Annotated in this window: 23 protein-coding genes; 22 read left to right on the forward strand and 1 reads right to left on the reverse strand. The window is 51.4% G+C overall.

Annotated features, from left to right (window positions below; all coding sequences use genetic code 11):
* Nucleotides 1-30: 30 nt before the first annotated feature.
* The 18 genes from VY86_RS03350 to VY86_RS25600 all read left to right on the forward strand — a co-directional run bounded on the left by VY86_RS03350 (nt 31) and on the right by VY86_RS25600 (nt 21,602).
* Nucleotides 31-522 carry an Hcp family type VI secretion system effector gene (locus VY86_RS03350; protein ID WP_046973464.1) on the forward strand — a complete coding sequence of 164 codons (492 nt, stop codon included), beginning with the start codon at nt 31-33 and terminating at the stop codon, nt 520-522.
* Between the two features lie 185 nt (nt 523-707).
* Nucleotides 708-3,377, forward strand: a complete 2,670-nt coding sequence (tssH, locus tag VY86_RS03355; RefSeq protein ID WP_046976617.1) for a type VI secretion system ATPase TssH — start codon at nt 708-710, stop codon at nt 3,375-3,377.
* Nucleotides 3,374-5,776, forward strand: a complete 2,403-nt coding sequence (locus tag VY86_RS03360) for a type VI secretion system Vgr family protein (protein ID WP_046973463.1) — start codon at nt 3,374-3,376, stop codon at nt 5,774-5,776. The genes tssH and VY86_RS03360 overlap by 4 nt, the downstream gene beginning before the upstream one ends.
* A 3-nt stretch (nt 5,777-5,779) precedes the next feature.
* Nucleotides 5,780-6,592 (forward strand): toxin Tle1 chaperone Tla1, encoded by an 813-nt coding sequence (locus VY86_RS03365; RefSeq protein ID WP_046973919.1) that lies wholly within the window; start codon nt 5,780-5,782, stop codon nt 6,590-6,592.
* Nucleotides 6,573-7,085: a Tli1a family immunity protein gene (locus VY86_RS03370; protein ID WP_046973461.1), complete on the forward strand. Its 513-nt coding sequence runs from the start codon at nt 6,573-6,575 to the stop codon at nt 7,083-7,085. The genes VY86_RS03365 and VY86_RS03370 overlap by 20 nt, the downstream gene beginning before the upstream one ends.
* A gap of 51 nt (nt 7,086-7,136) precedes the next feature.
* Nucleotides 7,137-7,649: a Tli1a family immunity protein gene (locus tag VY86_RS03375; RefSeq protein WP_046973920.1), complete on the forward strand. Its 513-nt coding sequence runs from the start codon at nt 7,137-7,139 to the stop codon at nt 7,647-7,649.
* Entirely contained in the window at nt 7,637-10,117 is a 2,481-nt protein-coding gene (locus VY86_RS03380; RefSeq protein WP_046973921.1) for a T6SS phospholipase effector Tle1-like catalytic domain-containing protein, read from the forward strand. Before VY86_RS03375 ends, VY86_RS03380 begins: the two co-directional genes overlap by 13 nt.
* Nucleotides 10,114-10,371, forward strand: a complete 258-nt coding sequence (locus VY86_RS03385) for a PAAR domain-containing protein (protein ID WP_046973922.1) — start codon at nt 10,114-10,116, stop codon at nt 10,369-10,371. The genes VY86_RS03380 and VY86_RS03385 overlap by 4 nt, the downstream gene beginning before the upstream one ends.
* Nucleotides 10,368-11,513 (forward strand): hypothetical protein, encoded by a 1,146-nt coding sequence (locus VY86_RS03390; RefSeq protein ID WP_046973923.1) that lies wholly within the window; start codon nt 10,368-10,370, stop codon nt 11,511-11,513. The genes VY86_RS03385 and VY86_RS03390 overlap by 4 nt, the downstream gene beginning before the upstream one ends.
* Complete coding sequence (locus VY86_RS03395) at nt 11,494-14,895, forward strand: ImcF-related family protein (RefSeq protein ID WP_082111166.1); 3,402 nt, start codon at nt 11,494-11,496, stop codon at nt 14,893-14,895. Before VY86_RS03390 ends, VY86_RS03395 begins: the two co-directional genes overlap by 20 nt.
* Complete coding sequence (gene tssA / locus VY86_RS03400; RefSeq protein ID WP_046973924.1) at nt 14,880-16,454, forward strand: type VI secretion system protein TssA; 1,575 nt, start codon at nt 14,880-14,882, stop codon at nt 16,452-16,454. Before VY86_RS03395 ends, tssA begins: the two co-directional genes overlap by 16 nt.
* Before the next feature lie 97 nt (nt 16,455-16,551).
* Nucleotides 16,552-18,327: a type VI secretion system baseplate subunit TssF gene (gene tssF, locus VY86_RS03405; protein ID WP_046973925.1), complete on the forward strand. Its 1,776-nt coding sequence runs from the start codon at nt 16,552-16,554 to the stop codon at nt 18,325-18,327.
* Nucleotides 18,291-19,382: a type VI secretion system baseplate subunit TssG gene (gene tssG / locus VY86_RS03410; RefSeq protein ID WP_046973926.1), complete on the forward strand. Its 1,092-nt coding sequence runs from the start codon at nt 18,291-18,293 to the stop codon at nt 19,380-19,382. Before tssF ends, tssG begins: the two co-directional genes overlap by 37 nt.
* Nucleotides 19,360-19,899, forward strand: a complete 540-nt coding sequence (gene tssJ / locus VY86_RS03415; RefSeq protein WP_046973927.1) for a type VI secretion system lipoprotein TssJ — start codon at nt 19,360-19,362, stop codon at nt 19,897-19,899. The genes tssG and tssJ overlap by 23 nt, the downstream gene beginning before the upstream one ends.
* 4 nt (nt 19,900-19,903) lie before the next feature.
* Complete coding sequence (gene tssE, locus VY86_RS03420) at nt 19,904-20,344, forward strand: type VI secretion system baseplate subunit TssE (RefSeq protein WP_046973928.1); 441 nt, start codon at nt 19,904-19,906, stop codon at nt 20,342-20,344.
* A gap of 26 nt (nt 20,345-20,370) precedes the next feature.
* Nucleotides 20,371-20,976: a type VI secretion system ImpA family N-terminal domain-containing protein gene (locus VY86_RS25590; RefSeq protein WP_052760767.1), complete on the forward strand. Its 606-nt coding sequence runs from the start codon at nt 20,371-20,373 to the stop codon at nt 20,974-20,976.
* A 9-nt stretch (nt 20,977-20,985) separates the two neighbouring features.
* Nucleotides 20,986-21,489 (forward strand): VasL domain-containing protein, encoded by a 504-nt coding sequence (locus VY86_RS25595; RefSeq protein WP_052760768.1) that lies wholly within the window; start codon nt 20,986-20,988, stop codon nt 21,487-21,489.
* Nucleotides 21,393-21,602 carry a VasL domain-containing protein gene (locus VY86_RS25600; RefSeq protein ID WP_238591564.1) on the forward strand — a complete coding sequence of 70 codons (210 nt, stop codon included), beginning with the start codon at nt 21,393-21,395 and terminating at the stop codon, nt 21,600-21,602. Before VY86_RS25595 ends, VY86_RS25600 begins: the two co-directional genes overlap by 97 nt.
* An 83-nt stretch (nt 21,603-21,685) precedes the next feature.
* Here VY86_RS25600 and VY86_RS22485 read toward each other — a convergent pair whose 3' ends face one another.
* Complete coding sequence (locus VY86_RS22485) at nt 21,686-22,288, reverse strand: helix-turn-helix domain-containing protein (protein ID WP_052760769.1); 603 nt, start codon at nt 22,286-22,288, stop codon at nt 21,686-21,688.
* A gap of 407 nt (nt 22,289-22,695) precedes the next feature.
* Between VY86_RS22485 and VY86_RS03435 the strand changes: the two genes are divergently transcribed.
* The 4 genes from VY86_RS03435 (at nt 22,696) to VY86_RS03450 (ending at nt 25,751) form a co-directional block, all read left to right on the forward strand.
* A complete protein-coding gene (locus VY86_RS03435) occupies nt 22,696-23,388 on the forward strand; it encodes a PAS domain-containing protein (RefSeq protein ID WP_046973929.1) in 693 nt (230 codons plus the stop codon).
* 37 nt (nt 23,389-23,425) lie between these two features.
* Nucleotides 23,426-24,112, forward strand: coding sequence for a helix-turn-helix transcriptional regulator (locus VY86_RS03440; RefSeq protein WP_046973930.1), 687 nt, complete (start codon nt 23,426-23,428; stop codon nt 24,110-24,112).
* A gap of 20 nt (nt 24,113-24,132) precedes the next feature.
* A complete protein-coding gene (locus tag VY86_RS03445) occupies nt 24,133-24,801 on the forward strand; it encodes a LuxR C-terminal-related transcriptional regulator (protein ID WP_046973931.1) in 669 nt (222 codons plus the stop codon).
* A gap of 251 nt (nt 24,802-25,052) precedes the next feature.
* On the forward strand, nt 25,053-25,751 hold the full coding sequence (locus tag VY86_RS03450; RefSeq protein WP_046973932.1) for a helix-turn-helix transcriptional regulator: 699 nt from the start codon (nt 25,053-25,055) through the stop codon (nt 25,749-25,751).
* Nucleotides 25,752-26,005 lie beyond the last annotated feature (254 nt).

The following is a 26,005-nucleotide window of genomic DNA, read 5'->3' on the forward strand; positions in this document are numbered from 1 at the left end:
CATTACATCAACAACAATAGGAGTAAACTTATGGCGATCCCCGCTTATTTATGGTTGAAAGATGACGGCGGTGCCGACATCAAAGGCTCTGTCGATGTTCAGGGCCGGGAAGGCAGTATCGAAATTGTGGCGTTGGAACATGCATTGCATATCCCGACGGACAACAACACCGGTAAGCTGACCGGGACCCGAGTGCATGCCCCACTGGTGTTCACCAAAGAAGTCGATGCATCAACCCCGTATTTGTATAAAGCGGTCACCTCCGGTCAGACTCTAAAATCGGCTGAAATCAAGTGGTACCAAATTGATGACGCCGGTCAGGAGAAAGTCTATTTCATCACCAAACTGGACAACGTGAAGGTGGTGAAAGTGGCACCGTTGATGCATGACATCAAAGATCCGGCCAAAGAGAAGCACAACCATCTGGAACATGTTGAGTTCCGCTACGAAAAAATCACCTGGACTTACCAGGACGGCAACATCATTCACTCCGATGCCTGGAGTGAACGTTCGACCGCGTAACGTGAAGGGCGGACGGGGTTAACCCGTCTGCCATTTTTTCCTTTTTTTACATGATAGCGGGCACCATAGGCCCCGCTATAAAAACCCTAAAAAACAAAACAAATCATGACCTTATGGGCCTCGGTATACGGCTATGGGCGGTAGCGTAGCCGAAGCAACAGAGGAACAGGATGGAGAAAACTGTCATGGAAAATCCGTCAGCTATTTTACTTCGCCGGTTAAATCCCTATTGCGTACAGGCGCTGGATGCCGCGGCTGTACTTTGCCGGACACGGGCACAAAGTGAAATTACCGTGGAGCATTGGTTGCTCAAGCTGCTTGAAATGGGGGAAGGCGATATTACCGTCATTGCCCGGCATTACCAGTGGGATATGAACACGTTGTGGCAGGCACTCCTGGCTGCGCTGGATCGCCTGCCACGCAACATCAATCATCAACGCCCGCTGTTGTCAGACCGCCTGTGGCGTTTATTACAGGTCGCCTGGGAAGTGGCTTCTCAGGACACGGGCAATGAATTTATTCGCTCGGTGCATCTTTTGCAGGCACTGCGCGGTCAGCCGGACTGGTTGTATGCGCATGATGCCTGTCCGTTACTGAGCTTGAGCGTGACACAATTGCAACGTCTGCGCCCGTTGTTGGATCGCCACTCAGACGAGTGTCCGGAGAAACAGGTGACAGCGCGTTTGACTGAGGCAGGATCGGCTGTTGACCGGGCGGAGACCGCCGCAAATAACCCCGTACTCAATCCTCACGCGTTATCATCGGCTTTGCAAAACGTGTTGGATAAATTCACGCTGGATATTACCGCCCGCGCCGCTGAAGGCGGCATTGATCCGGTCTTTGGCCGTGATAATGAAATTCGCCAGATGATCGACATCTTATCGCGCCGGCGTAAAAACAACCCGATCCTGGTGGGAGAGCCGGGCGTAGGAAAAACCGCGTTGGTGGAAGGGTTAGCATTGCGCATTGCTGAAGGCCATGTCCCCAACAGCTTGAAAACCATCAGTATCCGGGGGCTGGATCTGGGCTTATTGCAGGCGGGCGCGGGGGTGAAAGGCGAATTTGAGCAACGACTGAAAAACGTGATTGAAGCGGTACAACAGTCCCCCCTCCCCATTGTGTTGTTTATTGATGAAGCTCACACGCTGATTGGAACGGGTAATCAGGCGGGCGGCGCCGATGCGGCTAACCTGCTAAAACCGGCTCTGGCACGGGGCGAATTACGCACCATTGCCGCCACCACCTGGTCGGAATACAAACGCTATTTTGAACGGGATGCGGCACTGGCGCGCCGTTTCCAGCCGGTGAAAGTGGATGAACCGGACGATGAGACGGCTTGCCTGATGCTGCGCGGACTGAAAACGCGTTATGCCCGTCATCATGGCATCCACATTCAGGAAGCGGCGGTCAAAGCCGCTGTCACCTTATCCCGCCGTTACCTGACCGGGCGCCAGCTTCCGGATAAAGCGGTGGATCTGCTCGATACCGCCGGTGCGCGGGTGCGGATGAGTTTGGACACCGTACCGGAGGCGTTGACGCAACTCCAGACCCAATTGACCGCACTTGAGATGGAGCAACAGGCGATACGGGAAGATATGACGTTAGGGCAGGCTCATCACGCTGACCGTCTGGCGCAGATTGATGTGCTGCGCAATGCACTGTGCCGGCAACAGCAACAGCGGAATGAGCAGTATCAACAGGAAAAACAGCTCACGCAGCAGTTACTGGCGATCCGACAGGACAGCAGCCGGCAGGATGAACTGGCCGCGTTACAACAGCGACTGGAAACCCTGCAACAGGGGCAGCCATTGCTATCGCCGGATGTGGATGTGCGTACCGTGGCAACAGTGATTGCCGACTGGACGGGCGTCCCGTTAAGCAGCGTATTAAAAGACGAACAAACCGGCCTGCTCCACTTAGAACAGCGTTTGGGCGAACGGGTGATAGGTCAGGAGGCCGCGCTGTGGGCAATCGCCCAACGTTTACGTGCGGCCAAAACCGGTCTGACGCCAGAACAGGGGCCACTGGGGGTTTTCCTGCTGGTTGGACCGAGTGGGGTAGGGAAAACCGAAACGGCGCTGGCCTTAGCGGATAGCTTATTTGGCGGGGCGCGTTCACTGATCACCCTCAACCTGTCGGAATATCAGGAACCGCACACGGTTTCCCAACTGAAAGGTTCACCACCGGGTTATGTCGGATATGGTCAGGGCGGAATACTGACGGAAGCGGTTCGTCAACGTCCTTACAGCGTGGTACTGCTGGATGAAGTGGAAAAAGCCCACCGGGACGTGCTGAATCTGTTCTACCAGGTATTTGATCGCGGTTTTATGCGTGATGGTGAAGGGCGTGAGATCGATTTCCGCCATACCGTGATGGTCATGACGTCGAATCTGGGCAGTGATCAATTGATGGCGCTATTGGCGCAACAGCCTGACGCCCCGAATGCGGTGCTGCATGAGTTGTTACATCCTGTGCTGCGGGATCACTTCCAGCCCGCCCTATTGGCCCGCTTTCAAACCGTGATTTACCGCCCGTTACCGGCTGAAGCACTCAGACGTATTGTCGACATCAAACTGGGGCAGGTGACCCGGCGACTCAATACCCATTATGGCCTGACCTGTGTTGTTGAAAGCGCCCTCTGTGACACGCTGGTCAGCGCCTGCCTGCTGCCGGACAGCGGCGCCCGCAATATCGACAGCCTGCTTAACCAGCAAATTTTGCCGGTGTTATCACAGGCACTGCTGGAACGTCTGGCCCATCACCCTAAACCGGCCGGGGTGATATTGGGCGCCGATGAAACCGGCGAGATCACCCTGCTATTTACTGAAACAGAAAAAACGGAGAGCCCGTCATGAACAACGCAACCCCGGCGATCATCTTTGATCACAGCCGCTACAAACTGAAAGTGTGGAAAAATACCGCGCCGCTGGATGTGGTGGCGTTTAGCGGGCAGGAAGCCTTAAGCCGGCCTTTTCGTTACGTCATTGAATTCACCAGCCCGGTGAAAGATATCAAACCGGCGCAGATGCTGATGCGGGACGCCGCGTTTACCCTGACGTCGCCCGCGATTAATCCGGGAATACGGGGAATGCCGGTGATACCGCCGGCACCGCTGCGCACAATCTACGGGGTGATCAGCGAATTTAAGCTGCTGTCCACCTCGCGGGATGAAAGCCATTATGAAGTGATCCTGGAGCCGCGGTTGGCCCTGTTGTCGAGAAGCCGCCAGTCCGCCATTTATCAAAAGATGTCGGTACCGGAAATCGTGGAAAAAATCCTGCGTGAACGTCACGGTTTTCGCGGCCAGGATTTCTTATTCACCCTGGCGTACCCCTGCCCGAAGCGGGAGCAGGTGATGCAATACGACGAAGATGACTTGCGTTTTGTGCAACGCCTGCTGGCGGAAGTGGGGATCTGGTACAAACTGACCGCGGACGACCGGCTGAAAATTGAGGTGGTGGAGTTTTACGACGATCAGCGTTACTACCAGTTAAATGTCTATATGCCGGCCCGCAATCCGTCAGGGATGCACGGCGGGGAGGAAGATGTGGTGTGGGGCATGGAAACGGCGCATCAGGTGGTGGAAGGGAAGGTGGTGACCCGGGATTATGACTACCGTGACGCGTTGCCGCAATACGGTATGGATGCTGAAGTGGATGTGACGCGGGGCGATGAGACCCTGTATGGCGAAGCGTACCATTATCGGGATAACAACTACCGGGTGTTAGGCAACCGTTACGACCTGGATCCGGCAGTGGAAAGCGGGGTGTTTTACTCCCGGCTGCAACATGAACGTTACCTGAATCGACAGACTCAACTGCGGGGATTGACGACATCTGCGACGCTGTTGCCGGGCCAGGAGTTGAAAGTCAGGGGGGAGGCCCCGGAAGCCTTCCGTAAAGGGGCGGTGATCACCGCTATTCGCAGCAGTGCGCGCCGGGATCGCAGTTTTGAAATGGCATTCACCGCTATTCCCTACGCGGAAAACATCTGTTTTCGACCTGAATTGATCCCCAAACCCCGGATAGCGGGCACCTTGCCCGCCAGGGTGAGCAGCACGGTCGTGAACGACCCGTACGGGGATATTGATAAAGACGGGTTGTACCGGGTGGCGTTTGATTTTGACCGGGCGGAATGGCCGAAGGGGGGAGAAAGCCTGTGGGTACGTCTGGCTCGTCCCTATGCGGGCGACACCTACGGTTTTCACTGGCCGTTGCTTGATGGTACCGAGGTGGCGATCGCGTTTGAAGGGGGCGACCCGGATCGGCCCTATATCGCTCATGCGCTGCACGACTCAAAACACCCGGATCACGTCACCTTGTTTAACTACAAACGCAATGTCCTGCGTACCCCGGCGAATAACAAACTGCGGATGGATGACGAACGCGGTCGGGAGCACATCAAACTGAGTACCGAATACGGCGGTAAGAGCCAGCTTAACCTGGGGTATCTGGTGGACAGTCAGAAACCGCACCCGGATAAACGGGGCGAAGGTTTTGAATTGCGCACTGATGACTGGGGCGCGATCCGGGCCGGTAAGGGGTTGTTTATCAGTGCGGATAAACAGGCCAATGCCAACGGGGAAGTACTGGCGATGAACTCGGCCATCAGTCTGGTCAAAGGTGCCGTCAACCAGGTAATGGAATGGGGAACGGTAACTCAAACCCACCTGAATTATCAGCCGGATACCGAGAGCCTGAAAACCTATTTACAGGGCGTGGATCAACTGAAAATGGCGGCCATGCTGCTCAGTGCGCCGGAGGGGGTAGGGATTGTCAGCCCACAGACCGTAATGGTGCAAAGTGGTCAGGCGCTCTATGCCCAAAGTGCGGGCGAAGTACATATCGCCAGTGCCTGCCGAATTGGGGTGAATGCGACAAAAGCTATCTCCCTGTTAGCGCAAAGCGAAGGGATGCGTATGGTGTCGGGAAAAGGGCCGTTTGCTCTGGAGTCACATGGTGATGTTCTGGGTATCACCGCATTAAAGGATGTCACGGTCAATTCAACCCAGGGCCATGTACAGATTACCGCCAAAAACGGCCTGACATTGGCGTGTGGCGGTGCGTATATCCGTCTGTCTCCGGCGGGTGAAATTGAAATTCACGGGCCGGGCCTGTTAAGCCTGAAAGGGCAGCACAAAATGGACGCCCCGGCGAAACAGGATTTTCCCTTACCTGATCTGCCTGAATCCGTGTGCAAAGAGTGTCTGAAAAAAGCGCAGGAGATGGCGCAAGGGTTTGTTTTGAGGAAATAACCGATGAATGATGATCAAATAGCCGACTGGATTGCCGTACTTGAGGCATCAGCAAAGGATGTCGGCATGCATTGCCTCGATATCATTGTGGATCAGTCCGGGGGCGAGTTCTCGCTGATCCCGGCGTTGAAGAGTTTTTCGCCTGAAATCAAATGGTGCTCGCTGTTTCAGGGATTGCCCGAAGAGATGGTGGTGGTGGATGCGCCGGTATTGATCCGGATTGATTTAACACACTCCGACCAGCGGCAATGGATGCAGGAAATTATCCTGCGCTTAAGGGAAGAACCCTTGCTGCTGATTTTATGTTCGTCATGGTCATTTGACCTGTTGTCTCGGTATTTAATTCAATGTACGAATGCCGCATACGCGGGACAGGCGGGTATTTTACGCTTTTTTGATCCGCGTATTTTTCCTGTGCTGTTTTCTCATGTGTTGGATGAGGAGCAGCAACAGCAATTACTCCGGCCCGCGTTGTTCTGGAGCTGGCTTGATCATGACGGTGTTCCTCAATTTGTTTTAGGGGCGGGCGACTCAGGGCCAGCAAATGAAACTATTGAAAAAATCGATCTGACGGATGAGCAATTTGAACACCTCTTATGCGTCTCTGATGCGTATCTTCTTGCACAGCAACTCAATGCGGATGAATACCCAGAAGTCACCGGTGAACAACGGTTCAATAGCTGCTATGCCCTGATGGTAGAGGCATCAAACACCCACGTTTTACTGGATGATGACAGAGAATCATTCGTGCTCAGGCATCTCAAATCCAGATTATCCCCCAGTGAAGGAGTCGAAGATGAAAAAACAACAGCTTAGGCTGACGGTTTTGTGTCTGTTATTGGCTGTCTGTAGCCAGTTTCCGGCACAGGCGGGAACCATTGAGGCGATTAACCATACCAAGTGGGCAATTAATCGGTTCAGTGTGGATGGTTCGCCAGGTATCGATATTATCGGACCGTACCAGGGCGGAGGGGGGGGGTGTTGCTATCGGACCCCAGATAAATGGCAACCAGGGATGACTGTTCGGGTGGATTGGGAGACAGGTGTAGGGGAAATGGATGGTTTTCCCGGTTTTGCGGATAGAGAAAAATATTATGCATGGAAAAACAAAATTGATGCCCAGAAGCGCCAACATAGCCAAGTAGTACCGGTACCCGATTATACCGGGCAGCGCACCTGTGGTATTACGGTGCATTTTTTACCCTGTGATCAAGTCAAAGTCACCACCTCCTGCAACACCTATAACAGTCCCAATTATCCAATTAAAGAACCTTTAAAAATGAAGGAGCCCAAAGTATGTCCGAAGTAATGCATACAGGCATCTCAAGTCCAGATTATCCCCCATGTGAAGGAGTCGAAGATGAAAAAACAACAGCTTAGGCTGGCGGTTTTGTGTCTGTTACTGGCTGCTTGTAGCCAGTTTCCGGCGCAGGCGGGAACCATTGAGGCGATTAACCATACCAAGTGGGCAATTAATCGGTTCAGTGTGGATGGTTCGCCAGGTATCGATATTATCGGACCGTATCAGGGCGGAGGAGGAGGCTGTTGCTATAGCGTGCCAGCGAAATGGAAACCGGGTATGACGGTCCGGGTGGATTGGGAAACTGGAGCAGGAGGTTCGGAAGGATTCCCAGGGTTCGCTGATAGAGATAAATATTTGGCTTGGGAAAAAAAAATGAATGCTTATACACGCCAACATAGTCGGGTAGTACCGGTGCCCGATTATACCGGGCAGCGCACTTGTGGCATTACGGTGCACTTCTTACCCTGTGATCAAGTCAAAGTCACCACCTCCTGCAACACCTATAACAGTCCCAATTATCCGATAAAAGAACCTTTAAAAATGAAGGAGCCCAAAGTATGTCCGAAATAAATCATAACGATGCTGTCTGGTTGCCCGCCCCTTTTCCTGCTCAGGGACGGTTGCCCGCTCGGGATTACCTGATTAGGCAAAATTGCCGCCAACAAATTAGTCAAGAGAGAGCTTACCATCAGGAGCTCTGTCTGGCTGCGGATCGTCGAGTGGCGCCGCCCTGTTGTAAGACCCTGCATGTCAGCCTGTTTTTTGACGGGACCGGCAATAATTTATATAACGACCTTTATCAGGCTGTTCCTAACCACCCAACCAATATTGCCCGTCTTTTCCAGGCGACGATTGGGGCTGGTTATGTGGGTGGCGCGTCAGGTAAGCCGTTGCTGGATGATATCGACAGCACTGGTGGAAAGTACTTTAAGTATTATATTCCCGGTGTGGGCACCCCCTTCCCGGAAATTAATGATCTGGATTACACCACTTTAGGACTGGCTGCTGCTGACCGGGGTGAAGACCGGATCAACTGGGCGTTGCTGCGGTTGATTGATGTATTAAAACGCGTATTAGCAAACGACAAAATTGATGATACTGCTTGTCAAAAATCCCTTGAGGCGATGGCCACGACATGGCACACGCTGGGCTTGGGGGGCGCGCATAACCGTTATGGCGAGTTTTATAAGCAATTTTCTGGCTTAAAACGTGAGCTAGTCATAGCCCGCAGCCAGCCGGGACGGGGCAAATCCAAACTGCTGGGGATGAAGTTGTATGTGTATGGTTTCTCCCGTGGGGCAGCAGAGGCACGGGCCTTTGTTAGCTGGCTGGCTGAACTGTTGCCGCCCCCCAAAGAGGATAACTCGAAGCCGTCGCAGTGTCTGCAAGCGAAAAACGAAACCGACCCGGAGTGTAACTTGCCCATCAGTGTGGAGTTTCTCGGGCTGTTTGACACGGTGGCGTCGGTCGGGGTGAGCCATGTGGTTCCTGTCGTTGAAGGCCATATGGCCTGGGCAGATGGTACGCAGGAGCTGCCATCGGAGGAGACTTACGGCGGGTTGGTGAAACGCTGTGTGCATCTGGTCTCGACCCATGAACAGCGACTGAGTTTCCCGATGGATTCCATTCGCCGTTCAGATGGTACCTACCCGACAGGCAGTACTGAGGTGATTTATCCCGGAGTGCATTCTGATTTAGGGGGCGGTTATCCACCGGGAGAGCAGGGTAAATCTATAGGAGAACGTGACAATCTATTACTCTCACAAATCTCATTACATGAAATGTATGCGGCAGCGTTTGAAGTTGGAGCACCATTGAAAGTACCAACTGAATCTCTACCTAAAGATTTATCTAAAGATACGTGGCGTGTAATGCCATTTGAACTCGTAGCCGAATTTAATATTGATTCACAACTTGTCAACCGCTTCAACGCCTGGCGTGAAGTCACCCTGGGCCTGGAGATGCCCAAACAACCCTTGTCGGAAGAGGAAGCTGCCCGCTTTGAACCGGTACGATCAGCTGTGGCGCTGGAGCAGGCCATGAAAAACCAGCTGGACTGGCTGACGGCCTGGCGTATCAACCGTTACGCAGGCGGTACACTGCTCAGTACGCCGTTTTTTCATGAAGCTCCTAACCGTGATGCGAAAAAAGCCCACTATGAGCAAAGTCAGCAGGCGCAGGAAGAAAAACAGCAGGCGGTGTTAAAGCAACGGAAAGCCCAGCGGACGGCTTTCGCTTCTAGCGGTGGACGGGGAGAGCCCCCAGTGTTAGCCCCAGGAGTGCCGGATTTTGACCCGGAAACTGCGCAGAATCAGTTGCGGGAAGCAGCTGCGGAATTTAGCCGTGACTACCGGGGAGAACGGCGTGAAATACACAGTGTGAAGCAATTTGTTGTTGATGACATTCTGGGCAATGCCCTTTATCTGTTGAACAGTGATGATGAGGATAAGGAATATCAGCAAATGAAAGCGGCGGGAGAGGTGTTGGTCAAACGGCTTTTTCGGTCAGTCCCGGCGGGAAAAACCGGTCAACCAGAATCACCGGAGTCATTGCTGGTCGACCTGTATGACAATCAAGTGCATGATTCCCGCGCCTGGTTTATGTACTCTACGTTGGATACGCGCGAGCCGGAGGGCGGTTATTTCCGTTACCGGGTGATTTACTTCGGCAAAATGTGTAATAAACCCCTGTCGCTTTTGACGGTGGGCGGCAATGTGGTGGGGGCCGCGTCACCGGTTGGCAGTGCCTTGTTTATCTTCAAACGGAAAAAAGTCGGCAACATGGTGGCGGATGCCATCGACGAAGTTCATTTTACTCAGCTGGACGTGAGCGCCCACGATTTATCCACCCGGGAACTGATCCCCATGTTACCGGATGCAGAGCAGACGAAAGCGTTCACCCATCATGTGGGCGAGGTGACCGGTCAGCAGAGACAGTTTATCGAAGCGCGGCGATTGCAAATCGGCAAAGAGAATCTCAAAGCGCGTTGGGCAGGAAAGACGCTGGAACTGACTCCGCGAGGGGAGCCGGAGAAATGAAAAATGTTATCCGTCAGGGCGATAGCCTGCGCGAATACGGCGGCAAAGTATTGTCGGGCCACTATCTGTGTTTTGGTCAACCGATAGCCTGCAAGGGTGATCCGGTTAAGTGTAACCGGCATGGCATGACCACCATTGCTCAGGGGAGTGCATCCTGCCTGATAGAGGGTCAGCCAGTGGCATTACACGGTCATCGTTGTGAATGTGGTTGTACGTTAGTCAGCTCTTTTCCCGATTATCAGGTGGCGTCATGAAAACCCGTCCCCTTTTTCCACCTTATCGGCAGGCTTCACCTCCCCGTTTTAAACGCTGGTTGGCAGCAGGCGCCGGAGGGGTATTGCTGGTCAGTAACCTCGTCGCGCTGATAAGACCTGAAATCGATGACGCTTCAGCCTTGTACGCCATGATCCCCGGACTGGCGGCGTTATGGCTGTTATGTCTGCTATTCCGCTGGCTGTTTTACCGTTTTGCCCGGCATAACGCCTGGATTTATCAGCAACAGGTTGAGTGGGTGCAGCAACGTTGGTGGCGCAAACATCGTCAGCAGATGGCGCTGGCGGACTGGGTGTTGGTCGGGCCGCTGGGGATCACGCCTGATGTGTGGCTGAGTGTGATTAATCAGTCCCATTGTCGCCCGGAGCCCCTCAGGGAAAAAACCGGTCCGGCAGTTCGCCTGTTGCGTTCTTTTGTCTCGGATAGTGAGCAACGGGAAATCCAATTGGCGAAAATGGCGGTGAATCAGTGGCGAAGCCAGCATCAGGAATCCTTGAAGTGTACGCCGCTGCACTGTTACTGGCTGGGCTCTGCCGCTGTCTGGCAGGGGTTTGCCGCCCAGATGGCGGTGCGGTTTCCTGATGTGGTGTTACCTGAACAGCCGCAATACTGGCGCGGTATTGACACCCTGGATGAGATGATTGACCTGCTGAATGCGACAACAGGCAGTCAGGCGACTATTTTGTGCGCAGGTTGCCAGTGTGTGGTCAGTGAGGCGGAGTCAGCCTTGCCGGCGGGTGAAGCGGCTTTTATTTGGTTGCTGAAAAAAACCGGCAAAGTGGCGTTGACCCGCGGTGAATATTTTCAGACTCAAGAGGATGAACAGGTTATGGATGTGGCGGCCCGGGCGCTGATGCAGGCGGATATCACCCAGCCACCGGAACCCTGTTTTCTGTTTTCCCAGCCGGAGGTTTCCTCACTGGAAGAGACCGGCTGGAATGTCACTCAACATGTGCAGGATCTCAATTGGGGCAATATTGGCGGGATGGAAGCGGTCGTGGTGCAAACACTGGCGGCTATCTCGGCGGAAAATACCGGCCAGCCCTGTGGGTGGTTAGCCCGTGATCCTCAACATGCTTTAGCGTTTGGAATAGTGAAATCTTATGGCACTGCAAGAGAATAAATTACAACCTGTTTCAGTGGTGAATACACTCATCTTACTGGTGGGAACCATTACCCTGTTGGTTTCGTTAGTTGGCCTGGGATGGTGGTTTTGGGGAGAACACCAAACCACGGATACCGAGACGTTCAATCATTTGTTACGGGTTTGTGGAATAGCCTGGGTGCTCATGGTGGTGGTGAGTATGCTGGGTTTTATCACGGTTACGTTGTTTGTCAAAAACAAAGTGACTGACACGAAGCCGGATACCCGGCCACTTTTTCCCGTCAGCAAACCGTATAATTATGGTGATTTAGGCGATCGCCTGTACCGTCGTTACGGGATGTTCTGGTGGTATAAAGTCCGTATCTTGTTGTTGGTGGGCGAACCTGAACAGGTGGAAGCCATCGCGCCGGGGCTGACCACCCAACACTGGCAGGAGGGCCATCGTACGCTCCTGCTGTGGGGCGGCAGTTTGCAAACTGAACCCGATGCCGCGCAACTGGCGGCCCTGCGTCGCTTGCGCCGTTTCCGTCCGCTCAACGGTATCGTCTGGGCGCTGACCGAACAACAAAGCGCCCAACCGGGCTGGATGGATAAAGCCCTGCGGATGTTGCAGAAACAGGCCCAACAGTTACGCTGGCAGGCACCTGTCTATTTGTGGCAGGTGTGCCACAGTATCTGGTCACAAGAAGGACGGGTGACTCAGGCAGTGGGGGGCTTTTTTCCTGAACGCTGTACCCCCGAGATTGTGGAAACCCAGCTGCAACAGTTGATTGACCCGATACGCAAGCGGGGGATGCAGCAACTGTTGCCCAAGAATGCCCATGATTTTTTGTATCGGCTAGCCTCCACGCTGGAGAAAAAAGGCATTGACCACTGGCGCAAGGTATTGACGCCGTGGCTGGCGGAGTACGCTCAGGTCGTGTCGCTGCGTGGCCTGATGTTCAGTCTGCCGTTGGAAGCGACCCCGGATGCAGGACCGCAAAGCTGGTTGCCCGATGCTGCCTGGCAGGGGGTATTAGATGACAGTCTGCACTGGCATGGCAGACGGGTCGGATGGATCCAGCGGCGCAACGTTTATAACGGCCTGATGGCCCTGGCCTTATTATGGGGAGCAGGCAGTGTGCTCTCCTTTTTCACCAACCGCGACCAGATAATGGCAGTCAACGCGGCGGTGACTGATTTGCAAGCCCGTCCTGAGGCGTCCGACGCCCAGTTGATGGCGTTTAAGGCTCTGCGCGATGAAATGGGCCGGTTACAATATCGGGCCGAACACGGTGCGCCCTGGTATCAGCGTTTCGGGCTGAATCAAAATCAGCCGTTATTGACGGCGGTGCTGCCGTACTACACCCAGATAAATAACCGCCTGATACGGGATAAAGCCGCGGCGATACTGCACCAAAAATTGAGCGCCCTGGTGAATTTGCCGCCGGGCAGCCCGCAACGAGCCTTCCGGGCGAAAGCCGCGCACAACCAACTCAAAGCCTATCTGATGATGGCGTACCCACAAAAAGCGGATGCCGCGTTTTTAACCCGCGTCCTCAGTGAAAACGAACCGGATCGGGCCGGTATTGCCCCCGGCGTCTGGCTGAGTGCCGCGTCGGATTTGTGGGATTTTTATGCAGAAAATCTGCCCGCCCATCCTGAATGGCGGATTACGCCGGACACGGCGTTGGTCAGTCAGGTGCGCCGGATATTGCTGGCGCAGATGGGGCAGCACAATGCAGAAGCCACGCTCTACCAGCAGATGCTGCAATCGGTGGAGCAGGATTATGCCGACCTGACCTTAAGGCAGATGACCGGCGACACCGAGGCGGAGCAGCTGTTTACCACCACGCGGGTGGTGCCGGGGATGTTTACCCGTCAGGCGTGGGAAGGGCAGATACAGAAAGCGATGGATAACGCGGTGGCCTCTCGTAAGGAAGCGATTGACTGGGTACTGAGTGATAACCGTCAGGCCGTCCCGGCTGCGGTGTCACCGGCAGAGCTGAAAGCCCGCCTGACCGCCCGTTACTTTACTGATTTCGCCGGGGCCTGGCAGGATTTTCTCAACAGTCTGCGCTGGAATAAAGCGCGTAATCTGTCCGAAGTGACAGACCAGTTAACCCTGATGGCGGACGGGCGTCAGTCCCCGCTGATAGCGTTAATGAACACCGTAGCGTATCAGGGGCAGACCGGCCAGCAAGGCCCGACACTATCGGCGTCACTGGTGAAATCCACGAAGACGTTGCTGAATAAAACGGCGGTGCCGGTGATTAACCCGCAAGCCCCCGAACTGAGCGGGCCGATGGACCGCACCTTCGGTCCGTTACTGGCGCTGATGGGGAGAAATAAGGCATCGGATGTAATCACGGCGGACAGCAACCTCAACCTGCAAACCTTCCTGACCCGAGTCACGCAGGTGCGGCTGAAACTGCAACAGATGGACAACAGTGACGACCCCTCGGAGATGGCGGGCAGGCTGGCCCAGACGGTGTTTCAGGGCAAAAGCACCGACCTGACCGAAACGCAAGGCTACGGCAATCTGATGGCCGCCAGTTTGGGTGACCAATGGCGCGGTTTTGGTCAGACGATGTTCGTGCAGCCATTAAACCAGGCGTGGCAGGGGATACTGAAACCGTCTGCGGCCAGCCTGAATGCCCAGTGGCGGACGGCAATAGTGGCTAACTGGAATACCGCCTTTGCCGGTCGTTACCCGTTTGCCGGTGGGGAGAGTGACATTTCATTGCCGATGTTGGGGCAGTTTATCCGCCCGGACACCGGGCGCATTGAGCAGTTTTTGACGCGCCAGTTAGGCGGGGTGCTGCATAAAGAGGGTAACCGCTGGGTGCCGGACAGGGTGAACAGTCAGGGGTTGCAGGTTAATCCGCGTTTCCTGAAAGCGGTAAATCAGCTCAGTCAGTTATCGGATGTGCTGTTTGCGGACGGCAGTCAGGGGCTGCGGTTTGAACTGCGTGCGCGAGCTGCACGGGATGTGGTGGAAACCGACCTGACGATAGACGGGCAGAAATTGCGTTACTTCAACCAAATGGAAAGCTGGCAGCGTTTTCGCTGGCCGGGGGAGACCTATAAACCGGGGGTGATGCTGACCTGGACCAGCGTCAATGCCGGGGCGCGGCTGTTTGGTGATTATCCGGGAACCTGGGGGCTCATTCGCTGGCTGGAACAGGCGAAGGCGGAAAAGCTGGATGAAAGCCGTTACCGGCTGACATTGATGATGCCGGACGGTTTACCGGTGACCTGGATATTACGCACGGAAATGGGCAGCGGGCCGCTGGCGTTATTGAAACTGCGGGGATTTACGCTGCCGAAAGCGATTTTTGACACGACACCGGGTGATGACCAGGTCATCTCACCGGTCGATGACGATGACCTGACGGAGGGATCATGTTGCAACGATTGATAACAACCTGTCTGGGTGAGCGTGATGTGTTGGCCCTCGCCCGAGAGCAGACTGAACGGTGGACGACGTGGTTGTTGCCCATTAGCGCGGAGGCGCCGACCGGGGAGGATCCGGTTCATCACGATGATTTTCAGCGCATGCGCGAAGAGGTCAATAAACTCAGTGGCATTGATACGGCCCTTATCTGTCAATTGGCGGAAAAACTGCTGATGACCCACTGCAAAGATGTTCGCGTGGTGACCTATTACGTCTGGGCGCGTCTGCATCAGGAGGGTGAAAACGGTCTGGCTGAGGGGTTGACGTTGTTAGCCGCGCTGGCGGACCGTTTTGGCGAAACCTTGCTACCCCATCGGGCAGGCAGCCGTCAGGCCGCGCTGGTGTGGCTGACTGGGAGCAAAATTCAGGCCAGTTTATCCCGCTACCCGGAAGTGAATCGCGCCGATTTTGAACGTGTGCTGGCCGCGCTGGCGTTACTGGAACACGTGTTTGCCGACTGGGACGAGGCGGCTCGTCCCACCCTCGCCGGGCTGGCGGGACCACTGGAAACACGTCTGGCCCAATCGGGCGGTGTTGACGCTGTGGTGCCGCAAACTATCGCACAGACCGATTCGGCGAACGGTGACGTGCCGTCACTCGTCGTGCGGCCCGTGCAGTCCGGGCGTGATTTGCTGGAACAGGCGCGTGAACTGGCGCGTTATCTGCGTGATCAACCGCAAGGGTGGTTATCCAGTCATCGCCTGATGAAAAGTCTGCGTTGGGATACCGTCCATCAGTTACCGCCACAGGATACCACTGGACTAACCCGTTTGGTGCCGCCTCGTACTGAATACCGGGCGCAGTTGAAACGGCTCTACCGGCAACAAAGTTGGCGTGAGTTGTTGGCGCAGGTTGACCGGATGTTTGCGGAAGGGGTTAACCACTTTTGGCTCGATTTACAGTGGTATCTCTGTCAGACATTAAGCAAATTGGGCCATCCTGATGAAAGTTGGGCGGATATTGTGAAACAGGATCTGAGCATCCTGCTTGGGCGCCTGCCGGGGCTGGAGAATTTGGCTTATAACGACGGAACACCGTTTGCGGATGAGGTGACCGGTCAGTGGATAGCGCGGGACGTGATGGCGGCCCAGGACCACGGGTTACCGGACGCCCCTCCGGCACAGGGTGAGAATGACATTCTGGCGCTGGAAGCGGAGGCGTTACAACTGGCGGACAGTGAAGGTATTGAGGCTGCGTTGCGTTGGCTGGGGCAATTGCCGGGGATCATGGGGGTGCGTCCCCGCTGGCTCCAGCGCTTGTTGATGGCGCGGGTGGCAGAGCAGTACGGCAAAAATGAGATGGCGTTGCATCTGCTTGCGGAGCTGGACACCGACGAACCGTTGGGTCTGAGTGATTGGGAACCGGCGCTGATGTTTGAAGTGAAAGCCCGGCAACTTAAGTTGTTGCGGATGAAAGCGCAGCGGGGCGAGCAGGATAAAGCGCTGACGGCACAACGCAGGGAAACATTGCTGGCCGGATTGGTGGCGATTGATCCGGTCAGGGCGGCGGTGCTGTGTAGCTGATTGCCCTTGGAACACGGCAGGGCAATCTTATCCCTGTCCGACCCGTTTTACCCTCTTCACTGTATTTATTCTGAACCCTTTATTTGAGGACAATCCGATGGATGATTTAATCCTGCGCTACTACGAGGCAGAAATGCGCTACCTGCGTGAAGCGGGCAGAGAGTTTGCAAAAGCCTATCCTGACCGGGCGGCCATGCTCAATCTGGATAGAGTCGGCACACGTGACCCCTATGTGGAGCGTCTGTTTGAAGGCTTTGCCTTTCTGATGGGCCGCCTGCGCGAGAAGCTGGATGATGACTTGCCGGAGTTGACGGAAGGGCTGGTCAGTTTGTTGTGGCCGCATTACCTGCGCACGATCCCTTCACTGTCCATTGTGGAACTGGGCGCGGATTGGGCACAGTTGAAACAGCTGAAAAATCCGGTGCAGGTGAAAAAGGGCTTTGAGGTGCTTTCGCAACCGATCGGCCCACAACAGACCCGGTGTCGCTATACCACCACCCAGGCGGTTCAATTGTTGCCTATGATGCTGACTGACGCCGCCCTTAAGGCTGAACCGGATGGCCGTTCTGTCATTCGCTTGCGGTTTGAGTGCGGAACTTTGGTGGACTGGCGCCAGATTGATTTGAGTTGTTTGCCACTGTACCTGAGTGCGGACAGCCCGCTGGCCTGTGCATTACATCGGGCATTGACCCTTCAGACGCAACAGCTTTATTTACGCCTGCCCGACCAGCCTGACCGCCAGCCGTTTGACGGGGGATTCTCGCCGCGGGGATTTGGCGATGAGGAAAGGCTGTGGCCGAAAGGGGACAGTGCGTTCAGTGGTTATCAGCTGCTGCTGGAGTATTTTACCTTCCGCGAGAAATTCATGTTTGTTGCGCTTTGTGGGCTGGAAAAGCTGACGATCCCCGACAGAACGCCGTGGTTTGAGCTGGATGTGGTGCTGCGTGAAAGCTGGCCTGGTGAGTGGCCGTTTTCTGCGGAGCATATCCGTTTGCATTGCGCCCCGGTGATTAATCTGTTTCCGCTGGAATCCGATCCGTTGCCGCTGTCGCCGTTGAAAACGGAGTATTTGCTGCACCCGATGCGCCTTCAGGACGGGCATACCGAGATTTATTCGGTGGATGCGGTGGTCTCCTCAAAACGCAGTGAGCACCAGTCGTATGTGCCCTTCAGTAGTTTCCGCCACAAAGGCGGTATGCTGCGCCATGACGCGCCGGAGCGTTACTACCATACCCGGGTGAAACGAGGGCCGTCGGGTTTGTACGACACCTGGCTGATTCTGGGCGGGGAGGCGGTTGATAATAATGCGGGATCGCGTGAAGAAGAAAATCTGTCACTCACGATGACCGGCACTAATGGGCAACTGCCTCGCCGGGCATTGCAGGAGACGCTGTTGGATACGGCGGTGTCTCCCCCGTTGGCGGGACTGACCGTGCGTAATCTGTGTGAACCGACATTGCCATGTTATCCGCCAAACCGGGATCGCTTTCACTGGCGGGTACTCAGTCATCTCGGCTCCCATTTCCTCAGTTTGATGGATAACCCGGAAGTGTTGCGCGGTACGCTGGCGCTGTACGACTGGACCGACGATGACATGAACGCGCGCCGTCTGGCAGCCATTGTGGCGGTGAAACATGGGCTTATCGAACGGTTTGAGCAGGGATGCCTGCAACGGGGGGTGCATATCGAAGTCACGCTGGACAGCAATGGCTTTTCAGGGGCCGGGGATATCTGTCTGTTCGGGGAGATGCTCAGTCGCTTTTTTGCCTTGTACACCGATATCCATTTGTTTAACCGGCTGACGCTGATCTTACAACCCACAGGGGAACGTTTGTTATGGCAAGAGAAACACAGTCAGTGCATTCCCGGCTAATGTCCGTACTGAAAGCCGATATTTCGACGCTCAATTTCTATCAGTTCTGTCAGGCCATTGAGCGCACGGTCCCGGATCGGCACCCCCTGGGCAGTACGGATAATCCCGCCGATGACGTGATACGTTTCCGGCCCCATCCGGGGATGGGGTTCCCTATCAGTGAACTGAAAACGATAGAAACGGACAGTCGTCATCCGGATCGTCCACCGACGGCCAGAACCACCTTTATGGGGCTGTACGGCGTGGATTCCCCGTTGCCGACCGCTTACCTGAATGATATCGCCCAACACCGGGAAGGACATGACGCGGTTGAAGCCTTTCTGGATATGTTTAATCACCGGATATTCACTCAGTTTTACCGTATCTGGCGTAAATACTCCTACCCGGCGACGTTTGCCGCCGGGGGCAGCGACCAAACATCTCAGTGTTTACTGGGGCTGATTGGCTTGGGTATCCCGGGCAGTCAGCAGCAGATTACCACGCCGGCCTCCCGTTTTCTGGCGTTGCTCAGTGTAATGCGTCTGCCGACCCGGACGGCGGAAGGGGTATCGGCGCTGGTGACGTTGCTGGCGCCGCAGACCCGTGTCGTGGTGACGCCATCCTGCCCGCGGCAGATCCATCTGATGCAACCGGCCGGTTTTTCAGACTCGCAGCCGATTTCCCTGTCGCAACGTACCGTGCTAGGCAGGATCGGCACGGATATCAACAGTCAGTTATTGCTGGCGTTGCACACGGATTGCCCGGAGGAAGCGCGGGGCTGGCTGCCGGGCGGGCAATTGCAGACGGATTTATTCGTGTTGTTGCGCGTTTATCTGGGCTGGCGGTACCGGGCCCGGCTGCAATTGACCCTTCAGACCCGAATATTACCGGTGCCGGTGTTGGGCAGCGAGAAGCCGGTTCAACTGGGGCTGACTGGGGTGTTAGGGCTGAAGGCTGAAGATAATCGGGGAGCGGTACCTGACAAAATGACGGTGGATCTGGGGGATTATCAGGGGCTACCGCCGAATAATCATCAAAACACAGGAGGACACGATGTTAACTATGCCTTTATATAAAGCCGTGCCGATGATAGCGGCAATAACCTTACTGTTGACCGGCTGCGGTCTGACTCAGACGGTAACGGAGGGCACGGTATCCGTTACACATGCCCTTTTTCATCGACAGGTGAAAACATTGCGGCTGGATTTTACGCCCCGGGCAGCGGTCAACACGGATAGCGGGGAAAATGTTGCCCTGTCTGTCCCTGCGCTGGTCCGGGTTTATCAGTTGCGGGATAACAACGCGCTGGAAAAAGCGGATTACGCAGATTTGCTGGAGAACGGTGACCGTGTACTCGGCACCGATTGTCTGGCGAGCGGCGAGGTGGTGGTCAAACCGGGGGGACATGCCGCTCTCAATATGCCGATGGCGGCACAGGCGAAATATGTTGCGGTGGTGGGGCTGTTCAGACGACCCGATTTAACCGGGGCGACCTGGCGCACCCTCATCAAGCGCAATGCGCTGTTACCGGATAAGCCCCGCACGATTGAATTGAATGCCGGTGGCTTGACTCTATTGCCTGAAAAGGAGTGAGTTGATGAAAAAGAAAATCAACAAGCCTTCTCTGCATGAATGCCTTTTCGGCAACTTTAGCGGCGGTTTGGATTTGCATCAGGTCAGCGAAGAAAACCAGGTGATTTTATCGGTACTGGACAATATGCAGTGTATCCTCAATTGCCGGGCGGGTTCACTGACCCATCTGCCGGATTATGGCCTGCCTGATCTCAGTACTATCCTGCAAGGATTACCCGCGTCGTCACAGCGTTTGATCTCGACGATTGAACACACGCTGTTGACCTATGAACCCCGCCTGAAGCAGGTCAGTGTCACGTTATTGCCGGAGATCGAACCGGCGCATTTGCGTTATCACATCCACGCCGAACTGAAAGGGGTGGGGCGGGTGCATTTTGACACGGAATTTGTCCCGGAAGGGAAAGTCTTGATCCGCCATCTGCGCCAGCAAGGGCGGATAGATTAATCTTTGATGAGGCTATAAGGAAAGTGATGACTGAAAATACTGTTTATACCGGGGGTGACCCCCGTACACGACCTGAATTCTGTGCATTAAAAGCAGAAATGAGCAAACTGAGCCATCCGGCACGGCCTGACGTTGATTGGGCCAGAGTTGAACAGCTTTGTTTGACGTTATTTCAGGTCAACGGTGTAGAACTGCAAAGTGCCGCCTGGTATACACTGGCCCGTGCGCAACGGGCTGGACTAGCGGGTATTCATGAAGGATTGGCACTGATTGAGGGGTTAGTGGCCCATCAATGGTCGCAATTCTGGCCTCAAGCGACACAGGCGCGGGTTAAAATTTTCGCCTGGCTGGTTGCACGGTTGCAGCAAACGTTGCGGGCTTGTGTCTTCGCCTGCATCGATTTGCCGCTGATTTACCGTACAGAAAAGACCCTTGAACAGTTGTGTGAAGAGTTGCAACGTCTGGAGCTGAAACATGTCAGCCAACTCGATAGCCTCCGTGTGCAGCTTCACAACAATGCCCGGCGCTTAGAGAGAGTGGCTCAGGAAAAGGGGGGGATGCCTGTCTCTGTTTCCTCAGCACAACTTGGGGACAATGCTATTTTGACGCCTCTGGAACCTGCTCAGCCCTAACGGATATATATGGTGCGTGAAACTGCCGCCCGTGTACAACCCCAAGTCAACGTGGTCCGAGTTTTACCTGTGCCCCGTTGGAAAGTCTGGCACGGTTTTGTCGCGGGTGTCGCGTTGTGTGCGTTGGCAGTGACCAGTGTTTGGTGGGTGAAAGGTATGCGACAAGCGCCGCCGCTGGCGCAGACATTGCAAGTGACCACGCAGCCTTTGCCGCGGACCTTGCTCCCAGCGCAACTTGCCGAGTTACGTCACCCAGACAATGCCGTGTTGTTGAATCAGTTGCAGGAGAAAACGCTGGCAGCCAGCCGGTCGCAACTGGCAAGTTTGGATACCTTGCCTGTGTTATGGCGATTGACGTATGGGGTGCAGCTATTACACCAACTGCGAACATTATGGCCAGCCAAACGGTGCGAGAGATGGAGAAACAGTGGCAACAGCAACGTAAAGCTACAGCGTTACCTGTCTCTGAACTGGAAAATTACCACCTGGCTCAATCGCGTCTGCAACGATTAGCGGCCCGCCTTGATGGGCTGGATGAAAGACGCGGTCGTTATCTCACCATGCTTTTCGCGGGAAGCCCCTTCCTTTCAGGTAGGGGAGGATGTCAAGGCCCTTTTTTAAGGTGATTGTTAGAAATGGTATTTATTCAGCGCCTAAAAATCCCCTAAAGAGGGATTGAGTACAGAGAAAGTTTGTGCCTGGTGCAATGTTACTTATATGTTGATATCACGTCGAAAATTTTGCTCAATAATAACTTTATATCTTCCGGAGTCATCGTGTCTAATTTTTGTTTGAATTTATTAGCATCTGTGTATGAAGTTGAACCCGATGTGTCTAAGCCTAGAATTAACCACTCAATTGACGTATTGCTGGCGTGTGCAAGTGCAGCCACTTTATCAATTGATGGGTAAGTTAAACCGTTTAAGTAGCTCCAGATTGCTGTTTCTGACAGACCACAACGTCGGGCAAATGTGGCGGTGGGCTCATCTTGCATGGCTTCACGTAAACGCCGACCAAAATGAGTGATTCTATCATCAAGGATCCCTAAAATTAACCATTCTATTGACGTATTGCTGGCGTGTGCAAGTGCAGCTACTTTATCAATCGATGGGTAAGTTAAACCGTCCAAATAGTTCCATATCGCTTTATCGGACAGACCACAACGCCGGGCAAATTTGGCGGTGGATTCATTTTGCATAGCTTCACGTAAACGTTGACCAAAATGGGTGACCCTATCGTCAATGATCATGCGATCTGGCTTATTATTTTTTTTACCTTTTTGAGTGGTTTTTTCTTCGTATGAATCTGTCATTGAGTAGTTTCTCGCAAATTTGAGAAAAAAAGTGGTTTTGGCTTTACATCTTCTTTTTTATTCAATATTGTCTACCTATAAATAATCATTTATGGTTCTTATCAGAACACGTAAGCCTACCATGCCCATATAATATATGCGAGCAGGCAGGATTGGTATTGCATAATTAAAAAATCTCGGTGAAATTTTGCGCAAAAGTGTTATTTATGAACAATCGGATAGACAATGAAATTAGTTTACATGTGAAAATATAACCATATGTCACCATAATAAGAAGTTTCATTGTGAAACAATATCATCTTTTATTTTATAAATAGAATAAAATCATCGTATTTTTTGACGAATAAATTATTGTGACCTAATCTTTCCTTCAAAGAATATATTATTTAATTAAGTAAGGATTTTCTATGTCAAATAAGAAAGCCAATCAGCCGAATAATATCGATCCGCAATTAATTCATATGTGGGAAAAAAGTCATGAGCCTTGGGGAGCTAAAGATCTGCAATCAAGGTTTATCTATGCTAATCCGGCTTTCTATCAATTGCTCAACTTGCCTGAAGATTTCGATATTACGGGGCTTTCAGCGGGAGAATTACCCTCATCTACCGCAGAACATGAAGAAGAATTCTGTCATCAAGATCAAAAAGTTATTCAAACTATGCAAACAGTTACGTCACTTGAAACTCACCTGTTTGGAAAAAATAACATCAAGCAAACCTACCGCTGTGATAAATACCCACTTTGTGATGAAAATGGTCACTGCATCGGTATCATTTTTCATCTGTCCAAAGTTCAAAATTTTTCTACTGCTTACTACTATGAAAGAACCTCTCCGGCGGCGCTGGAATTCACACCGCCTAATGACATACTGACGCAAACAGAGTGGGAAGTGCTCTTTTTGACCTTGCGCTCACTGGATGAAGAAGGCATCAGCAAAGAATTAATGTTAAGTACAGAAGACGCCATTAACCATATTCAGTCAATTTACCAAAAATTTAATCTGCCACGGCATATAGAATTGAAAGATTTCTGCAAAGAAAATAACTTAGATCGTTATGTTCCTGAAAAGTTTGTTACTATCGGTAGTAGGGGATTATAAATTTATCACTAACATAACTGTACAATAGGATTTTACTATGAAAGACACTAATCAGATAACTATTTCATCGCAAATAGTCAATACTATGGGAATAAATAATGATCCATGGGGAATCAAAGACAAAAATTCATGCTTCATTTATGGTAATCTGGCCTTAAAGTCTCTCAAGAATTTCTCAGACTCATTTGATTTTGAGGGGCTTTATGATGATGAACTCCCCTGGAATGGCGCTGAATTTGCAAAAGAATTTGTTGCACATGATAAAAAAGTGATGGAAAAAAATAAAAGAATATGTTCACTTGAAACTCATGTTTTTGGGAAAGAAAAAATTCTGTCATCTTATTTCCAGGAAAAATTTCCAATTTATGATGATAAAAATGAATGCATTGGGATCCTTATTCATGTATGGAAAGCTCAGGATTTCTCATTGACTCGTCTGTATCATGGAAAACTTCCTGCCTCCATTATGTTTCAGCCGCCAACTGATTTATTTACACAACGGGAATGGGATGTTATTTTTCTCTCCTTACATAAATACACCAGTAAACAAATCGGGAAGATATTGAATATTTCCTATCGCACTGTTGAAGCCCATATATTCCGGATATACAAAAAGATCGGCGTTAACTCCTGTTATCAATTGGAAGAATATTGTCGCCTTAATGATTTTGATCTCTATGTACCAGAAAGATTTGTGCACCCAGAAAGCAGAATGTTTATTTAACCCTTTATAGCGGGCTTTTTATGAAGAAGAACTATATGATATCGCCTCAGATTATCAATACAATGGAATTAAGCAATGAACCGTGGGGAATAAAAGATAGTTCTTCATGTTTTATTTACGGTAACTTAGCATTAAATTCTATTAAGAATTTCCCTGACTCATTTGATTTTGAGGGGCTTTATGATGATGAACTCCCTTGGGATGGCGCTGAGTTTGCAAAAGAATTTATTGAACATGATAAAAAAGTGATGGAAAAAAATAAAAAAATATGCTCACTTGAAACTCATGTTTTTGGGAAAGAAAAAATTCTGTCATCTTACTTTTTGGAAAAATTTCCAATATATGATGATAAAAATGAATGCATTGGGCTCCTTTTTCATGCATGGAAAGCCAAAGACTATTCATTATCCTATCTGTATCAATATTATGATAAACTCCCCCCATCCATTCTGTTCCAACCTCCGACAGATTTTTTTACTGAACGTGAGTGGGATATTATTTTCTTTTTTTTACAGAAATACACAAGAAAGCAGATTGGTACAATATTGAATCTTAACTCTAGTGCAATTGAAAACCATATGATCAGGATATATCATAAAATAAACATTAACTCCCGTCTTCAATTAGAAGAGTACTGTCGAGTCAATAATTTTGATCGCTATGTGCCCGAAAAATTCTTATTATATTAGCGTCTTGTATTCTTAGGTTACTCTGTCTATCGTATTAACATGAAGTAATCTTATCTTGAATGCCTAATTGACCAATGCAGAAGGAATATAACGCGTAATCCTTATCGGTTATGTTTATTTTTGCCTTCTATTATACCGTATTTTCAATTATTTTTTATTTATGATAAATTGGGATCATTATTACCAGCAAGAACATGCACTTATACATTAAATAATTTAATGAAACATAATGTTTTTAAGGACTGCTTTATATGAATCAATCGAGATGCAAAAATTTTCCTTTAATTACGCATCAGTTAACAAATATGTGGGATAGAAGCTCTGAACTGTGGTTTGTAAAAGATAGAGAATTCCGTTTAATTTATGCGAACAGAGCATTTATTAAAGTTAACAAACTCCCTAAAGGTTTTGATGTTATTGGGTATTCTGAAAAAGAATTATTGACACCGTTTCATCATCTTGCCGATTTGTTTGAAGAGCACGACCGTAAGGTTTTAACACAGATGCAGCGAATCTCATCTATAGGGATTTACCCTTTTGGAAAAGGTGAACTATTTAGAGCTTATTTTTATAATAAATTCCCATTAATGGATGAAAATAATCAATGTATTGGTGTCGTTTCCCATGCAAGAGAAATAGAATATTTTGCGATGGCTCATTATATTAAACATCATATGTTTACCCCTGTTAAGCTTAAGCCGCCAAATAATATATTAAGAGCGAAAGAGTGGGTGGTTATTTTTCTGTTTTGCTGCGGTCTCAGTAATAAAGATATAGCCGTCGAAATGGGTATTTCATGCCGTACTGTGGAGAAATATTTTGAATTTATCTATGAGAAACTTTCTGTTGGATCAGTTATGGAGTTAAGATTACTTTGTAAAGAAAATGGCTATGATCTTTATATTCCACCAAGATATAATAAACTTATTGGCTATTTTTTATTAAATTAGCATTACGGTCGAACAATTTTTAGGGATTTGTATAGTAGTTACTCATTATCTAATGATTTATGTGATCATTAGATAATATTTTTATGGAATTATATGAACCTTCAGTAAAGGGTTCTATTTATCTTTTCTTCGTTATATCTATATATTGTTATAACATATCGGATATTGTACTTGTGTAACACTTGACTGATCGCTGCCATTTTTTCTTCTTTATATGGGGCATCGAAACGCAGCATAGGAGCGGTCTGACACCA

This window comes from Photorhabdus thracensis, assembly GCF_001010285.1.
In the GTDB taxonomy this organism is placed as follows: Bacteria; Pseudomonadota; Gammaproteobacteria; order Enterobacterales; family Enterobacteriaceae; genus Photorhabdus; species Photorhabdus temperata.

Coding starts and splice junctions, on each gene's coding strand:
- VY86_RS03365 (WP_046973919.1), top strand. CDS start 5,780: ATGAATGATGATCAAATAGCCGACTGGATTGCCGTACTTGAGGCATCA.
- VY86_RS03370 (WP_046973461.1), top strand. CDS start 6,573: ATGAAAAAACAACAGCTTAGGCTGACGGTTTTGTGTCTGTTATTGGCT.
- VY86_RS03385 (WP_046973922.1), top strand. CDS start 10,114: ATGAAAAATGTTATCCGTCAGGGCGATAGCCTGCGCGAATACGGCGGC.
- VY86_RS25595 (WP_052760768.1), top strand. CDS start 20,986: ATGGTGCGTGAAACTGCCGCCCGTGTACAACCCCAAGTCAACGTGGTC.
- VY86_RS03380 (WP_046973921.1), top strand. CDS start 7,637: ATGTCCGAAATAAATCATAACGATGCTGTCTGGTTGCCCGCCCCTTTT.
- tssA (WP_046973924.1), top strand. CDS start 14,880: ATGTTGCAACGATTGATAACAACCTGTCTGGGTGAGCGTGATGTGTTG.
- tssJ (WP_046973927.1), top strand. CDS start 19,360: ATGTTAACTATGCCTTTATATAAAGCCGTGCCGATGATAGCGGCAATA.
- VY86_RS03360 (WP_046973463.1), top strand. CDS start 3,374: ATGAACAACGCAACCCCGGCGATCATCTTTGATCACAGCCGCTACAAA.
- VY86_RS03435 (WP_046973929.1), top strand. CDS start 22,696: ATGTCAAATAAGAAAGCCAATCAGCCGAATAATATCGATCCGCAATTA.
- VY86_RS03445 (WP_046973931.1), top strand. CDS start 24,133: ATGAAGAAGAACTATATGATATCGCCTCAGATTATCAATACAATGGAA.
- VY86_RS03390 (WP_046973923.1), top strand. CDS start 10,368: ATGAAAACCCGTCCCCTTTTTCCACCTTATCGGCAGGCTTCACCTCCC.
- tssE (WP_046973928.1), top strand. CDS start 19,904: ATGAAAAAGAAAATCAACAAGCCTTCTCTGCATGAATGCCTTTTCGGC.
- tssH (WP_046976617.1), top strand. CDS start 708: ATGGAAAATCCGTCAGCTATTTTACTTCGCCGGTTAAATCCCTATTGC.
- VY86_RS03395 (WP_082111166.1), top strand. CDS start 11,494: ATGGCACTGCAAGAGAATAAATTACAACCTGTTTCAGTGGTGAATACA.
- VY86_RS03375 (WP_046973920.1), top strand. CDS start 7,137: ATGAAAAAACAACAGCTTAGGCTGGCGGTTTTGTGTCTGTTACTGGCT.
- tssF (WP_046973925.1), top strand. CDS start 16,552: ATGGATGATTTAATCCTGCGCTACTACGAGGCAGAAATGCGCTACCTG.
- VY86_RS03350 (WP_046973464.1), top strand. CDS start 31: ATGGCGATCCCCGCTTATTTATGGTTGAAAGATGACGGCGGTGCCGAC.
- VY86_RS25600 (WP_238591564.1), top strand. CDS start 21,393: ATGGAGAAACAGTGGCAACAGCAACGTAAAGCTACAGCGTTACCTGTC.
- VY86_RS25590 (WP_052760767.1), top strand. CDS start 20,371: ATGACTGAAAATACTGTTTATACCGGGGGTGACCCCCGTACACGACCT.
- tssG (WP_046973926.1), top strand. CDS start 18,291: ATGGCAAGAGAAACACAGTCAGTGCATTCCCGGCTAATGTCCGTACTG.
- VY86_RS03450 (WP_046973932.1), top strand. CDS start 25,053: ATGAATCAATCGAGATGCAAAAATTTTCCTTTAATTACGCATCAGTTA.
- VY86_RS22485 (WP_052760769.1), bottom strand. CDS start 22,288: ATGACAGATTCATACGAAGAAAAAACCACTCAAAAAGGTAAAAAAAAT.
- VY86_RS03440 (WP_046973930.1), top strand. CDS start 23,426: ATGAAAGACACTAATCAGATAACTATTTCATCGCAAATAGTCAATACT.